General features: G+C 57.5%; 16 protein-coding genes. All 16 read left to right on the plus strand.

Going from position 1 to position 14,981, the window contains the following annotated elements; translation table 11 throughout:
• The first annotated feature begins 421 nt into the window (after positions 1-421).
• Positions 422-928 (plus strand): stage V sporulation protein AC, encoded by a 507-nt coding sequence (gene spoVAC / locus BN3795_RS11585; RefSeq protein WP_068784820.1) that lies wholly within the window; start codon positions 422-424, stop codon positions 926-928.
• A gap of 3 nt (positions 929-931) precedes the next feature.
• Positions 932-1,954, plus strand: a complete 1,023-nt coding sequence (gene spoVAD, locus BN3795_RS11590) for a stage V sporulation protein AD (RefSeq protein WP_068784821.1) — start codon at positions 932-934, stop codon at positions 1,952-1,954.
• Positions 1,951-2,301 (plus strand): stage V sporulation protein AE, encoded by a 351-nt coding sequence (gene spoVAE / locus BN3795_RS11595; protein WP_068784822.1) that lies wholly within the window; start codon positions 1,951-1,953, stop codon positions 2,299-2,301. The genes spoVAD and spoVAE overlap by 4 nt, the downstream gene beginning before the upstream one ends.
• A gap of 105 nt (positions 2,302-2,406) precedes the next feature.
• Complete coding sequence (locus BN3795_RS11600; RefSeq protein WP_068784823.1) at positions 2,407-3,363, plus strand: AAA family ATPase; 957 nt, start codon at positions 2,407-2,409, stop codon at positions 3,361-3,363.
• Between the two features lie 3 nt (positions 3,364-3,366).
• The gene (locus tag BN3795_RS11605; RefSeq protein WP_068784824.1) at positions 3,367-4,641 is read left to right on the plus strand and encodes a DUF58 domain-containing protein; all 1,275 of its coding nucleotides are present in this window, start codon (positions 3,367-3,369) and stop codon (positions 4,639-4,641) included.
• The gene (locus BN3795_RS11610) at positions 4,638-6,908 is read left to right on the plus strand and encodes a transglutaminase-like domain-containing protein (protein ID WP_068784825.1); all 2,271 of its coding nucleotides are present in this window, start codon (positions 4,638-4,640) and stop codon (positions 6,906-6,908) included. Before BN3795_RS11605 ends, BN3795_RS11610 begins: the two co-directional genes overlap by 4 nt.
• Before the next feature lie 180 nt (positions 6,909-7,088).
• Positions 7,089-7,616: a YqeG family HAD IIIA-type phosphatase gene (locus BN3795_RS11615; RefSeq protein WP_068784826.1), complete on the plus strand. Its 528-nt coding sequence runs from the start codon at positions 7,089-7,091 to the stop codon at positions 7,614-7,616.
• Positions 7,613-8,740: a ribosome biogenesis GTPase YqeH gene (gene yqeH, locus BN3795_RS11620; RefSeq protein ID WP_068784827.1), complete on the plus strand. Its 1,128-nt coding sequence runs from the start codon at positions 7,613-7,615 to the stop codon at positions 8,738-8,740. Before BN3795_RS11615 ends, yqeH begins: the two co-directional genes overlap by 4 nt.
• Positions 8,741-9,576: 836 nt before the next feature.
• Positions 9,577-10,404, plus strand: coding sequence for a shikimate dehydrogenase (gene aroE, locus BN3795_RS11625; protein WP_068785373.1), 828 nt, complete (start codon positions 9,577-9,579; stop codon positions 10,402-10,404).
• A gap of 44 nt (positions 10,405-10,448) precedes the next feature.
• Entirely contained in the window at positions 10,449-10,739 is a 291-nt protein-coding gene (yhbY, locus tag BN3795_RS11630; protein WP_059044315.1) for a ribosome assembly RNA-binding protein YhbY, read from the plus strand.
• A gap of 20 nt (positions 10,740-10,759) precedes the next feature.
• Positions 10,760-11,353 carry a nicotinate-nucleotide adenylyltransferase gene (locus BN3795_RS11635; protein WP_068784828.1) on the plus strand — a complete coding sequence of 198 codons (594 nt, stop codon included), beginning with the start codon at positions 10,760-10,762 and terminating at the stop codon, positions 11,351-11,353.
• Complete coding sequence (gene yqeK / locus BN3795_RS11640) at positions 11,337-11,924, plus strand: bis(5'-nucleosyl)-tetraphosphatase (symmetrical) YqeK (protein WP_068784829.1); 588 nt, start codon at positions 11,337-11,339, stop codon at positions 11,922-11,924. Before BN3795_RS11635 ends, yqeK begins: the two co-directional genes overlap by 17 nt.
• Entirely contained in the window at positions 11,925-12,272 is a 348-nt protein-coding gene (gene rsfS, locus BN3795_RS11645; RefSeq protein ID WP_068784830.1) for a ribosome silencing factor, read from the plus strand.
• A complete protein-coding gene (locus BN3795_RS11650) occupies positions 12,269-13,186 on the plus strand; it encodes a CvfB family protein (protein ID WP_068784831.1) in 918 nt (305 codons plus the stop codon). Before rsfS ends, BN3795_RS11650 begins: the two co-directional genes overlap by 4 nt.
• Positions 13,187-13,236: 50 nt before the next feature.
• A complete protein-coding gene (locus BN3795_RS11655; RefSeq protein WP_068784832.1) occupies positions 13,237-14,010 on the plus strand; it encodes a class I SAM-dependent DNA methyltransferase in 774 nt (257 codons plus the stop codon).
• 307 nt (positions 14,011-14,317) lie between these two features.
• Positions 14,318-14,968, plus strand: coding sequence for an SGNH/GDSL hydrolase family protein (locus BN3795_RS11660; protein ID WP_068784833.1), 651 nt, complete (start codon positions 14,318-14,320; stop codon positions 14,966-14,968).
• Positions 14,969-14,981: the final 13 nt, after the last annotated feature.

The raw sequence follows: 14,981 nt of genomic DNA on the forward strand, positions 1-14,981 counted from the left end.
AAGTGAACATTCTTTCTTAGTATGAACTACCTTTTTTCGATTGTCCATTCGTGCACCTCCCCGGTTAGAACACCGGTTGCACCCGGCCTCCACGTCCGGCATATACTGCACCAAGCAGCAGTCTGATGGGCGAATGAGGAGGCTAAGCTTAATGGAACAGTATGCCAAGGATTGGCTGGTGATCTGTCTTCTTTTCATCCTGCTGGTCATCATTCTTCTGTTACTGTGAAAGGGCAGGGGGACACCTGGATGGCCGCTCATATTAGCAATACCCGTCCCGCCTGAGGCAAACCCGCCGGAACCCGATTCCCGCGGGTTTTTTCATATCTTGAGCCATGGATGATTTTCCAAACATAACAAGCGGTCGGATGACAAATAATGAGTATACCGTGCAAGTCAGGAAAATAAGGAGGAATGTCGTTTGCCTGCAAAAGCGAAAAGCAAATCGGGGGCCCGGGTGAAGCTGAACCATCTGCTTCTGACGGAGGAAGAGTACAAGCAGGTTGCCGACCAGCATAATCCTAAACCCAAGATCTGGGTCAACTGCCTGCGGGCGTTTCTGGTCGGCGGGTTCATCTGCCTGATCGGCCAATGTATCCAACAGCTGTTCATGACCTTCGCCGACATGACCTCGCGGGAGGCGGCCAGCCCTACGGTTGCTGTGTTGATATTCATCTCTGTCGTGCTCACCTCCTTGGGCGTCTACGATAAAATTGCCCAGTGGGCCGGGGCCGGAACAGCCGTCCCCGTAACCGGGTTCGCGAACTCGATGTGCTCCTCGGCTATCGAATCCCGAGCGGAGGGGCTTGTCCTCGGCGTTGGCGCCAATATGTTTAAGCTGGCGGGATCGGTGATTGTGTTTGGCGTCGTCGCCGCTTTCATCGTGGGGGTTATCCATGTCATCTTCGGTCTGGGAGGAGTGCATTAACCCATGTTGATAGGCGCGCAAACCTGGGAATTCCGCTCCAAACCGGCGATCATTGGGGCAGCGACAGTCGTGGGTCCTGAAGAAGGGGAGGGGCCTCTGTCCAGTACGTTCGATTTCGTCTACGACAATTTGGAGATTGACGAGAAGACGTGGGAGAAGGCCGAGCGTAAACTTCTGGAGCACGCATCGTCCCTCGCCTTGGTCCATGCCGGTATCAATCGGGAGGATCTGTCGTTCTTCATCGGCGGCGATTTGATGAACCAGATCATCACCGCAACGTTTGCAGCCCGTACGATCGCTGCTCCGTATCTCGGGGTATTCGGGGCTTGCTCGACCTCGATGGAGAGTCTGGCGCTCGCCGCTTTTCTGGCGGACGCCGGCGGGGCGCGTTACGTAATGGCCGGCACAGCCAGCCATAACTGTACGGTGGAGAAGCAGTTCCGGTATCCGACCGAATACGGATCGCAAAAACCGGCCACAGCCCAGTATACGATTACGGGGGCGGGCTGCGCAGTTGTATCGACGGAAGGAACCGGTCCCCGCATTACCCATGCTACGATCGGCCGAATCCAGGATCTTGGAGTGAAGGATCCGTTTAACATGGGGGCGGCGATGGCCCCGGCCGCAGCCGACACGCTGGTGTCGCATTTCCGCGATACAGGCCGCGGCCCTGAGGACTATGATCTGATCGTAACCGGGGACCTGGCGACAGTGGGACATGCCATCGTCAAGGATCTCCTCGATCAGGACGGCGTTTCGATGGACAAAACCGAATTTAACGACTGCGGGCTGATGATCTATGATCGTGAGAAACAGACTTATGTGAATGCCGGAGGCAGCGGGTGCGGCTGTTCTGCTGTCGTTACCTATGGCCATATTTTACGAAAATTAAAAAACCGGGAACTGGGCCGGGTGCTGATCGTTGCCACGGGAGCCCTCTTGTCGCCGCTGTCTTATCAGCAGGGCGAGAGCATTCCCTGCATCGCTCACGCGGTCGCCCTGGAACAGGAGGATGACGAAAAATGATATTTGTATGGGCGTTTTTGGTTGGCGGATTGATCTGTGTCGTCGGCCAATTGATGTTTGATGTGTTGAAGATGACCCCGGCGCATACGATGAGCACGCTGGTTGTAGCCGGTGCGGTGCTGGATGCGATCGGATGGTACGACCCGCTGGTGAAGTTCGCCGGAGCGGGGGCCTCCGTGCCGATTACGAGCTTTGGCAATTCGCTGGTGCACGGAGCGCTAACCGAGTTGCAGCGGGATGGCTGGATCGGGGTGATCACCGGGATTTTTGACGTCACCAGCGCGGGGATATCGGCGGCGATCATTTTCTCCTTTCTAGCGGCGCTTGTCGTACGGCCCAAAGGATAAAATTTTCGGAATTCCCTCCGCTTTTTACGGGTTGCAGTGTACTCCCTATCTATCTTCATGTAAAATAGGTAGATATATACCGGTCTTATTTGGGAGGGAAAATGCGTGCCCGTACACGAGCAATCAATGCAAACGTTGAACGCCGTAAAGAACAACCTGGAGTCGTGTATTTTAGGAAAGTCATTTGAGATCAAGCTGCTGCTCTCGGCACTGCTGGCCGGCGGCCATGTGTTAATCGAAGACGTACCCGGTACAGGCAAGACTCAGCTTGTGAAGGCGCTGGCCAAATCGATGAGCGGCGACTACCGGCGGATTCAATGCAACCCTGACATTTTGCCCAGCGATATTACGGGGGTTTCGGTTTTCCATCCCCATGAAGAACGATTCGTATTCCGGCCTGGTCCGGTTATGACGCATATTTTGCTGGCGGATGAAATCAACCGGGCAACTACAAAAACCCAGTCCGCCTTGCTGGAGGTCATGGAGGAACGAAGTGTGACCGCCGACGGCGTGACGTACCCGCTCCCCCATCCGTTTATGCTCTGCGCCACGCAGAACCCGATCGATTTTGAGGGCACTTATCTACTGCCCGAAGCGCAGTTGGACCGCTTTATGATGAAGATCGGAATTGGCTATCCCGATGCCGGTACGGAGAAAGCGATGCTACGCTCCCATAGCCAGGGTCAGCCGGCCGACCAGTTGGAATCGGTTACAACGATGGAGGAAATCGCCGCAATTCAGCGCGAGGTTCACCAGGTGCATATCAGCGAATCCTTAGCGGATTATTTGCTGGAGATCGTTCGCCGGACGCGGGAGCACGAAGACGTTCTGCTGGGTGCGTCACCGCGCGCTTCGCTGGCCTTTATGGCCGCAGTCAAGGCGTTTGCTTTCCTGGAGGAACGGGACTACGTATTGCCGGACGATATCAAGACTATGGCCCCTTTCGTGCTGGAGCATCGGATCCTGCTGCGCCCCGAGTCGCGGCTTGGCCACCGGAACATCGGTGAGGTGCTGCAGCAAATTCTCCGGCAGGTCCATGTACCGGTCGCTGTAGGACGGTAACCGATGCGAGCGCTGGTCGAAGGCATCAAATCGGGCCTTAGTTCCCGCAAATTCTGGAGCGTTGCGTCCGTCTGGCTCGTCTGCTTATTGTACGTGTTGTTTCAAGGCGGGAAAACCTCGCTGATGTTGTTCATGATGGTATCGGTGCTGAGCTTCTATTGGGCGATTGGCGGCCTTGGCGGCGTCAAAAGGATCAGAGGCACCCGCACGCTGTCGCTCTCCGGTGAACGGGGAGCGCTGCTGCAAGCGGGGGATCAGGTGCTGGTCAAGCTGCAGTTGCAGCTTCCGGCATTCCTGCCGCTCCCCTACATCGTCGTCCGGGAAACGTTGCGGCGTCATAATGGGGACACCTGGGTGTTCGAGGACAGCGTGGTGCCTTACTTCAGCTCAAGGTCCGAGCTGGTGTACAAAACGCCGCCCCTCGAGCGCGGCAAATACGCATTTATCGGCACGAACTTCAGTGCCGAGGATATCTTCGGCCTGGTGGAGCACACCAGTGTCTTTCAGGCTGACGGAGAGTTTCGCATCCTTCCCCGGACTGTGTTCGTCCCCCACTGGGAGCTGTACAGCCGCAATTCGCGTCTCGCCGGTCCGGAGACGGCCGTTGCCTTGTCGCGCCGAGAATCAACTCAGATTAACGGGGTGCGGGATTACGTGTACGGGGATCGGATTTCCCGCATTCACTGGAGCGCGACCGCAAAGACGGGAACCTGGAAATCCAAGGAATTCGAGCATGAATCGCTGCCCAAAATACTGCTGGTTCTCGACGCCCATAGCAGCGGATACCCCCGCTCCGCTCAGTTCGAGCTGGCCGTATCTACGGCGGCGTCGCTGCTGGAGTACGGGACCCGGGAACGGATCAGCATGGGGCTGTGCACCCTGGGCAAGACCCTCCGTTACTTCCCTCCGGCAGAGAGTTATCTGGAGCGCCAGCAGATGCTGCACCAGCTCGTCGATATCAACGCGGACGGGTTCGGCAATCACAGAGAGCGTTTAGAGGCGCAGCAGGATTTGTTCCAGCCGGGAGCATTCTTTATCCTTATCAGTCCGCTGGCAGACGATAAGGTGCTCTCGATGTTAAGGTTGGCCAAATCGCGGCAGATGATCCCGTATCATATCCAGGTCGGAGAAGAAGCCGCTGCTTCAGGCATGCCGAACGCCTACCGGGCAGGCAAGCGCTCCGCCTGGCAGGGAGCTCTGCTGGAACGGGGGCTGCGCGGCGTATACGTCTCGTCTCTCCGTGAGCTTCCTGCGGCGATGGGGGGTGCGAAGCTGTGAAGCAAGCTGCCAAGCAAGGCGTAAACCCTCAATTTTCCAAGACGTATCAGACATTGAATCTGCTTTGGATTGTCATCATCGCTATGCAATGGATAGACTTTACGGAGCCGTTGTGGTTTGCGGTGACGACCACTTTGGTGACGGTGACGATCCTCATGATGGCTTTGGTGGAATGGCTGCTGCCGTTGCCGGCGGCGTGGAAGTGGACGATCAAGATCATCTTACTTCTGACGACGTGGCGCTTCATCCTGACCAGTTACGGAGTTTACATCCCGTACGGCCCGTTTTTTCCCGATCAGATTCGCGGCATGGCGCTGACCTTTACGCCGTATATCTGGTTTTCCCTCATCGCCTGGGCGCTGCTGGAGGCGGTGCTGCGGCTTGTTGTCGGTCGGCCGCGAATTCTGATTTTTCTGGCAGCTCACTTGATTGCTTTTGCGATTTTGGACTCTTTTACACCTTATTATTTATGGACCAATGTGGCCTGGATCGTGTTTGCCGGCCTCGGTTGGTTGGTGAGCACGCATTTCTATGAATACCGCAAGAAATATCCTCAGGGCTGGCAGCGCCTGCGGCAGAGCCCGATCAAGATCGCGGTGAATATCGGCATCGTGTTTGCCTGCGTCCTGTTGATCGGCATCAGTATGCCGTCGGTTTCCCCGACGCTGACCGATCCGTATACGGCTTGGATCAAGCGAAGCGGGAGCGGCGGCGGGGGACCCTCGGCCCTCTCCGGTAGCCTTGGGGAAGGACCGTCAGCGGTCAAAGAGGAGGTCGTCTCCGGATACAGCCGGGACGACAAATCCCTTGGTGACGGTTTTGAATTCAGCTACAGCCCGGTGATGTCGATCGATACGCCGGTAAGATCCTATTGGCGCGGAGAAACCCGCCGCATTTACTCAGGAACCGGGTGGTCGGATCTGGAGCGGGAAGGCCGGGAGACGGAACGCTACCGCGGCGCTTTGGAGGAAGATCCCCTTGTGCATGAGCAGCCTGGCAAGGTAGAAACGATGCGGGTGGAACAGACGGTGACGATGAATACCGACAAGGTCTACCCTGTCCTGTTCGGCGGTTATGCGATTGAAAGCGTCGAGCTGCTCGACGAACGCCAGCAGCCGGATATGCGCTGGGCCGGGAAGCAGGCGGAGCTGTTCTGGAACGGCTTCCGCAATCCCGGCGATTTGCCGGATTATCCTAGGAAGTATAAAGTGGTCGCCAATATTCCGCTGATCCCGCTCGACGAGCTGCAACAGGCCGATTACGAAGCATTATATCCGGAAGGAGCGCCGGAGGAATACTTACAGCTGCCGAACAATCTGCCGCAAAGGGTCAAAGACCTGGCAAAGGAGATTACCGCAGAAGGCGGGACGCCGTACGCAAAAATGGATTTGCTGCAAACCTACCTGCGGCAAAATTACGAATACACGAATAAACCGGATTTGGCCCGCAAGCGCAGCGACGACTTCGTCGACAGCTTCTTGTTCGAAATCCGGCAAGGGTACTGCGATTACTATTCGACGGCGATGGTCGTCATGGCCCGATCGCTGGGAGTTCCCGCGCGCTGGGTCAAGGGGTATGCGCCCGGCAGTCAGCCGAGCGACGAGATGCTGATGCGGAATCCCGAGCTCGGCCGGGCTTACAATGTGAGCAACGCCGACGCCCACTCTTGGGCGGAGTTGTATTTCGGCGATTACGGCTGGATCCCATTTGAAGCGACGCCGGGCTTCCTGTCGCCGGTCATGTTGGCGCCGGAGGAGAGCGAAGAAGCTTTTGCCCCGGATACGGAACCGGAACCGGAAGTTTCAGCGGCGGAGGACGGCTTCTTCTCCAAGCTGGATCCGGTTGTGATGCAGCGGATCTTCTTGTCCGCCGTGAGTGTGCTGGTGGTTTGGACTCTGTACCAGCTGCGATCCCAGCTGTATTATCTCTGGCTCCGGCTGCGGTTGGGCCGGCCGCTGACGTCAGGCGAGAAGGCGATTTACGAGACGCTGCGGCTTGTGAAGCGGCTGCGCCGCAGAGGCTTGACCCGCGGTGATCAGGAGACGCTGCGGGAGGCCTTCGGGCGCTGGAAGCTCGAGCGGCCGCAGCTTGCCGAGGTGCTGGACCCATTGCTGCTCCTGTACGAGCAGGCAAATTACGGCCGGAGCCCGGCTGCAGCGGATTGGCGCGCGGCGCGCGAGATGTCGCGCAAGGCGGTCAAATTGGCCGGCGGAAACAGGTGGAGACAGGCGCTGCCGATCGTCGGCAAACGGTTCCTGGACCAGTGACCCGCCAACTGTCGGCTTCCTTCGGATCGGGATCGTCCCATCGCCTGGGAACGCTGGGATGCGCTGGACGCCTTCATAACGCCCCCGTGCTTGCGCGGGGGGCGTTTTCTTTTTTAAAATAGAAGCATGTCGGGGGAAGAATATGGTATAGTTTGTCGTATGAAACCGAGGTGAACGTATTTGTTTGAGAAGTTTATGCCGAATTTACGCGTGGACAGCGTATTCGATATCGATCTGGAAGGACTCTATGCCCAGGGTTACCGCGGCATCATCACCGACCTGGACAACACGCTTGTCGGTGCTAAGGCCCCGCTGGCCACTCCCGAACTGATCGGTTGGTTTGAGAAAGTGAAGAAATGCGGATTTAAACTCGTGATTGTGTCAAACAATAATTTGGACAGGGTGTCGATATTCGCGAGCCCTTTGAATATTGAGTTTGTGCACGCAGCCAGGAAACCGTCCGGCGCGGCTTTTCACCGAGCCATGGAAATGATGGGCCTTGGCCCGCAGGAGACGATCGTCGTGGGTGACCAAATGATGACCGATGTGTTCGGCGGGAACCGGCAGGGGTTATATACCGTGCTCGTGCTCCCGATTTCCGTCCAGGATGAAGGAATCGGCACGAGGATTAACCGCCGGCTGGAGCGTATCGTGAAGCGGCGGCTGGGCAAGGTTGGATTATGGCTCGAGGAGGAAAAGAAGCGATGACGGAAGTGCGGAGCGCGGAAGGCGCTCTTCGATGCAGCGGATGCGGCGTCATGCTGCAAACGCAAGATTCGAGTAAACCGGGGTTCGTCCCGGAGCAAGCTTTGACGAAAGAACCGGTGATTTGCCAGCGCTGTTTCCGGATCAAGAACTACAATGAATCCTCGTCGGTTACGGTCGAGCAGGACGAGTTCCTGCGGCTGCTGTCGCAAATCGGCGGGAAGGAAGCGCTGGTGATTCATATCGTCGACCTGTTCGATTTCCAGGGCAGCGTCATTTCCGGATTGCAACGCTTTGTCGGGAACAATCCGGTGCTGCTGGCCGTCAACAAAACCGATCTGTTGCCAAAGGTGACAAATTGGAACAAGGTCCGAAACTGGGTGCAGAAGGAAGCCAAGGACCTGGGGCTGAAGATCGAAGACGTCGTCCTGTGCAGCGCCAAGCAGAACAGCGGCTTCGATCGGCTGCTGGAAGCGGTGGCGGCGCGGCGCGGCGATCACGATGTGTATGTGGTCGGCGCGACGAACGTCGGCAAGTCGACGCTGATCAATCGGTTGATTCGCGATTACAGCGACCTGGAGCAGGAGCTCACCGTATCGCGATATCCGGGTACGACGCTCGACATGGTGCACATCCCGCTGGATGACGGCCGGGCGATCATCGATACGCCGGGGATTATGTATCCGTCGAGGTACAGCGAGCTGGTAGCCCCTGCCGATCTGGGGGTCATTCTGCCGGACAAACCGCTTAAACCGGCGGTGTACCAGCTGAATGAGGGGCAGACGCTTTTCTTTGGCGGCTTTGGCCGGTTTGACTTCATTCAGGGAGATCGCCAATCGTTTACTTGCTTCGTCGGCGGCCGGGTGCCGATTCATCGTACGAAGCTGGAGCGGGCGGACGAGCTGTTCGCGGAGCATGCCGGGGAAATGCTGGCGCCGCCGAGCAAGGAGCATCTCGAAGCCCTGCCCGAATGGACGCGGCACGAGTTCCGGGTTCCGAAGGGCAGCCGAAGCGACCTGTTTATTTCCGGCCTCGGCTGGGTCAAGATCAACAACGATTTCGGCGCGGTCGTTGCGGCGCACGTGCCTAAGGGCGTGAAGGTGCTCGTTCGGCCGTCGTTGATTTAAGGGTGTTTAAGGTTGCGGATGCTGGTAGGCTGGTTGACTAACTGACGGCTGATTGGCTAGCTGGTTGACTGACTGGTTGACTAACTGACGGCTGATTGGCTAGCTGGTTGACTGACTGGCTGACTGGCTGACGGCTGACGGCTGACGGCTGATTGGCGGGCTGACGGGTTGGTTATCTGCGGACTGCGACTTGCGGCTTGCGGTGTTCTGCCTAAACCAGAATCAGAACCAGATAAGGGTAAAAAAGGGCGCTATTTTATGAAAAAGGTGAGTTTTGAGCGGAATAGCGGTAATTTTGGGCGTTATTTCCGGAACATGGCCCAAAGATAGGGCGGTTTGTTACATCTTAGGCAGAATAACGCCATAATGTACCGCTATTTCCCGGAAGAAGAGGACTTTCGAGAAAATAAGGCCCATTTGTGCCCTTATTTTTCTCAGGTCGGCGAGCGGGAGGAGAACCGATGGGAGAGCAGGCGAATCACGAGAAACGGGAAGGGGCACGCACGCCGGAAGACGAACGGGAGGGGCTGCAGGCGGGCACGCCGGATCCAACGCAGAAGTCGATGAGGCCGGACCCGGTGCAGAAGAAGGCGAGCCAGGGGCCAGCGCAGAAGGCAAGGGGTCAGAATCTGGCGCAGAAGATGGCGAGCCAGGATCCAACGCAGAAGTCGATGATGCTGGACCCTACGCAGAAGTCGATGGGCCAGAATCCGGCGCAGAAGAATGCGAGTCAGGATCCGGCGCAGGCAACCTTGCAGGCAAGTACGCAGGCTGCCCCACGCAATGAGCAGGCCGTTCCCCGCAATAAGCAGGCTGCCCCCCTCAATAAGCAGCCGTTGTTGCTGGGCGTCATCGGCGACCCGATTCAGCATTCCAAGTCGCCGGCGATGCATACCGCTGCGCTGGAAGCTTGCGGGATCGCAGGTGCCTACCTGCCGTTCCACGTCAAGGGGAACCGGTTGGAGGAAGCCATTCGGGGCATCCGCGCGCTCGGGTTCCGGGGCATCAATGTCACGGTCCCGCATAAGGTGGAAGTGATGAACTACTTGGACCAGGTCGACGAAGGAGCGCGCCTGATCGGCGCGGTGAACACGATCGTCAACGACGGCGGCGTGCTCACCGGCTATAACACCGACGGCATCGGGTATATCCGTTCGCTGAAGGAGGAGGCGGCCCCCGTGCTGCGGGGGAAACGCGTACTGGTGCTGGGCTCCGGCGGCGCAGCTCGCGGCATCGTCTACGCGCTGCTGCAGGAGGAGCCGGAACTCGTGACATTGGCCAATCGTACGGCCGAGAAAGCGCGCGAACTGGCCGCCGAATGGGCCCGGCTCGGGAACTTGGCCGGATGCGGGATGGAGGCGTTGGATGAGGTCCTGCCGAAGGTGGACCTGATCATCAACACCACCTCCGTTGGCATGCATCCGCATGTCGGCGATTGTCCGCTCGATTCGCGGCAGATCCCGGAGGGAATCGTGGTCAGCGATCTGATCTATAATCCGCTGAAGACGGAGCTCTTGCAGAAAGCCGAGGCTCGAGGATGTACGATCCACAGCGGACTTGGCATGTTCGTCTACCAGGGCGCTTACGCGTTTGAACGGTGGACGGGACGAACGGCTCCAATCGAAGCGATGCGCGCCGCGGTATTGGAGAGTATGTATCAATAAAACAAGTTATCGCATAATTGAATATTAAGGAGTTATGAAACCATATGTTAACGGGAAAACAAAAACGCTACCTGCGCAGTATGGCGCACGGGCTGCAGCCGATTTTTCAAGTAGGCAAAGGCGGCACGAACGAGCATATGATTAAACAAATCTCGGAAGCGTTGGAGCGTCGGGAGCTGATCAAAATCTCCGTGCTGAACAATAACCTGGACGATCCGAAGGAAATTGCCGAGGAGCTGGCGGAAGGGGCCGGCGCGGAGCTGGTTCAACTGATCGGACGGACGATTATTCTCTACAAAGAGTCTCGCGAATACAAGCAAATCGAACTTCCATAGGTTCGTGGAGGACACGCAAAATGAAAAAAGTCGGAATTATGGGCGGGGCGTTTGATCCGATTCACCTCGGCCATCTCCTGGCGGCAGAAGCCGCCAGAGAACAATATCATCTGGAAGAGGTCTGGTTCATGCCCTCCCATATCCCTCCGCACAAGCATCAGGCCGGCGTCAGCGGTAGGCAGCGGCTGGAGATGGTAGAGGCGGCGATCGCCAGCCACCCTGCCTTTAAACCGCTCGACCTTGAGCTGCGCCGCGGCGGGGTATCCTATACGGTGGACACGGTCCGGGAGCTTCGTTCGCTTCATCCCGATCTGGAGTTCTATTTCATTATCGGGGCCGACATGGTGAATTACCTTCCGAAATGGGAGGGAATCGAGGATCTGGCCGGGATGCTCTCGTTTATCGGGCTGCAGCGCCCCGGAAGCTTCCTGGAGCTGGACGCGCTGCCGCCCTTTATTCAGGAAGCGGTGCAGCTTGCGGAAATGCCGCTTGTCGATATTTCCTCCAGCCTGATTCGCAGCCGCTTATCCGCCGGACGTTCGATTCGGTATATGGTTCCGGACGCCGTGTATGAATATATGATAAGGAGCGGATTGTATGGGCTACAGCCGTGAAGAACTGATCGCCGCCGTGTCGGCGGGGATGCCGGCCAAGCGCTGGAAGCATGTCGAAGGCGTGATGGAGAGCGCGGTGATCCTGGCCAAACGGTACGGAGCCGATCCGGTCAAAGCCGATTTGGCCGCCTTGTTGCATGATTTGGCCAAGTTTTGGCCGATCGAGGAGCAGGAAGCGATCATCCGCGAGAACGGCTTAAACGCCGAGTTGCTCCGGCATGACAAGCAATTGCTGCATGCCGAGGTGGGTGCTTTTATCTCCCGGCGGGATTACGGTGTCGACGACGAGGAAGTGTTGGATGCGATCCGTTACCATACTTCCGGCCGGGAAGGCATGACCCTGCTGGACAAAATCGTCTGCCTGGCCGACTACATCGAGCCGGGGCGCGAATTCCCGGGCGTGGAGAAGATCCGCGAACTGGCGGAAACGAGTCTGGAGGACGCGCTGGTCGCGGGGTTCGATTCGACGATCTCTTTTTTACTGGAGAAAGGGAAACCGATCTTCCCGCTCACGGTATTGGCGCGCAACGATTTAATTGTCAACCGAACAAAATTTAAGGAGGCTGAGTGAATGGCGGTAAGTTCGAACGAATTAATGAATATGGCGGTGCAAGCCGCAGACGATAAAAAAGCCATGAATATCGTGGCGCTGGATTTGAAGGGGGTTTCCCTGATTGCGGACTATTTCGTGATCTGCCACGGCAACTCGGATACGCAGGTGCAGGCGATCGCCACCGAGGTCCGGAAGAGAGCGCATGAAGCCGGCGCGCAAATCCGCGGCATCGAAGGGATGGATTCCGCTCGTTGGGTGCTGATGGATCTGGGCGATGTGGTTGTTCATGTGTTCCATCGCGATGAGCGCGAGTATTACAACATTGAACGGCTTTGGTCGGATGCCAAAGTCGTGGAGACGGTATGAGCCTGGTAGCAGGGACCCTCATCTCTTTGCCGATCGATCGCGAGGTGTCGCCGTACGGATATTTTCTTAGTGCAGGCGGGCAAGACGTTCTGCTGCATTACTCCGAGCTGACCCGCCAGGTCAAGCCGGGGGAAACGGTTGAGGTATTCCTGTTCTACGATACGGAGGACCGTCTGGCGGCCACGATGAAGAAGCCGTATTTGACGCTGGGCGAGCTGGCTTTGCTGGAGGTGGCGGACGTCCATCCGCGGCTGGGCTGCTTCCTGGAGATGGGGCTGGGCCGTCAGCTGTTGCTGCCGATCCGGGAGCTGCCCGAGCTAAGAGAGCTGCATCCCCAGGTTGGCGATCAGGTGTACGTCATCATGGAACACGACAAGCAAGGGCGGCTCAAAGCCAAGTTGGCCGGCGAGCAGGAGCTGGCTCCTCATGCCTTCCACGCCCCGGAATCCTGGAAAAATCAATGGCTGGACGCGATCGTCTACAAGCCGCTGCAAATGGGGACGTTTGTGGTTGTTCAGGGCGGCGTGCTGGGATTTGGCGCGATCGGCATGATCCATGCAACCGAGCGCAATCGACTGCTGCGTCTGGGCGAGCGGGTGCAGGTACGGGTGGCGCATATCCGCGAGGACGGGCGCGTGAACCTGGCGATGGCGCCGCGCAAGGAAATCGGCATGGGCCAGGACGCGGAACGGATCCTCGCGTATCTGGAGAGCCGTCCGGGCGGCGGGATGCCGTATTCGGACGCGACGCCGCCGGACTTGATCAAGCAGCGGTTCGCCATCAGCAAATCCGCATTCAAGCGGGCGATCGGCAAGCTGATGAAAGAAGGCAAAGTCGTCCAGAAGGAAAATTGGACGTATTTGGTCGAGAAGCCGGACGCCAGTGAGGACGTCCCCAACCAGCCGGAAGCCTAAAGAGCAGTGAAACAAGCAGCATCCAGACAGAAAGCGGGGACAAGCAAGCCATGGCATCATATCGGAAATTTGCTTATGTGTACGATGAATTGATGGAGGACATGCCTTACCCGGACTGGATCCGGTTTGCCCGCACCGCTTGGGAGCGGCACGGGATGCCTAGAACGGTGGTCGATCTCGGCTGCGGAACCGGCAGCATCACGATCCCGCTGGTCAATGCCGGGTTCGAGGTGACGGGCATCGACTTGTCCGCCGACATGCTGGCGGTCGCCCGCCGCAAAATGGAAGCAACCCCTCAAGGGGCGCGGCTGTTCCGCGAAGGCAGCGTGCGTTGGGTGCAGCAGGATATGACGGAATGGTCCGTGCCGGAGCCGGTGGATGCCGTCATTTCTTTTTGCGACTGCCTGAACTATTTGCTGGAAGAGGAGGATATCCTCCGAACCTTCCGTCGTACATACGAAGGGCTGAAGCCCGGAGGGACGTTCCTCTTCGACGTGCACCATCCGAACACCTTGATTCGGTACGAGGAGGAGCAGCCGTTTATTTGGGACGAGCCCAGCGTGTCCTATATCTGGACGTGTGAGCGGGATGCCTATCGCAACGAAATCGAGCATCATCTGTCGATCTTCGCCCGCGAAGAGGAGCAGGGCCCCGGGCTGTACCGCCGGTTCGAGGAGACTCATATCCAGCGGGCCTATGACCCGGCCTGGATGAGAAGCGAACTGCTGCGCTGCGGCTTCCGCGATGTAACCATCTACGCCGATTTCGAGTGGGTGGAAGCGGTGGATGAGGCGGCCCGGCTCTTTTTTGTGGCGGTAAAATAGACGGTGATTCCGATCTGAAGCCGCTGCGGCGGTGTCACGTCCGAGTCCGAGTCCGAATAGTTGCGTGAGTGCAGGTAATTTGGGGGATTTTAAGGTTAAAGGTGAAATAGTTGCGTGAGTGCAGGTATTTTTGGCGATGAGCGGGTTTGGGCCCTATTCTCTCAAAAATAACTGCAGCCTAGCAGCTAATCGGGAATTATAGCTCAAACTTGCAAATTTAACTGCATTTCTGCACGAATTTCTTCATGGAGGTTCGCGGTCTTCCATAGTTATAATGGGAAACAAACCAATGGAAAGAGGGGAACGCATGAAGAAGCCATGCACGGTGTTATTCCAAGGGGATTCTATCACGGACGGGAATCGGGACCGCGGTACGGATTTGAATCGTGTGTTGGGGTACAGCTATGCCAACATTATCGCGGCGAAGTTAGGCCACGAATTCGCACAATTGCAGCCAGTCTTTATGAACCGGGGGGTCAGCGGCGATCGGGTCTCGGATTTGTACGCCAGATGGAACGAGGATGCGATCAGCCTGAAGCCGGACGTAATCAGCCTGCTGGTTGGCGTGAACGATGCCTGGCGGCAAATGAGCGGTGAACCTAGCGGGGTGACGGACCGTTTCGAGCGGGCGTACCGTCATTTGTTGGAGGAGACGAAGGAAGTTTTGCCGAACACCAAGCTGGTGTTATGCGAACCGTTTATCTTGAACACCGGGGTTACGGCGGAAAAATGGACCGAATGGAAGCATCTGGTGGGTAGATACCAGGATATCGTACGCCAATTGGCTGAGGAGTTTGGTGCGGTGCATGTGCCTTTGCAGGACGCTTTTGATGCGGCGACCGAAAAGGCGGGGGCCGCCTATTGGCTCTGGGACGGCGTCCATCCGACGGCGGCGGGCCACGATTTGATCGCCACACGCTGGCTGGAGGTCGTGGAGCGCAGCGGATTGTGGGACTAAGGCGCTAGTACGC

Source organism: Paenibacillus phocaeensis (assembly GCF_900021165.1).
Lineage (GTDB): Bacteria > Bacillota > Bacilli > Paenibacillales > Paenibacillaceae > Fontibacillus > Fontibacillus phocaensis.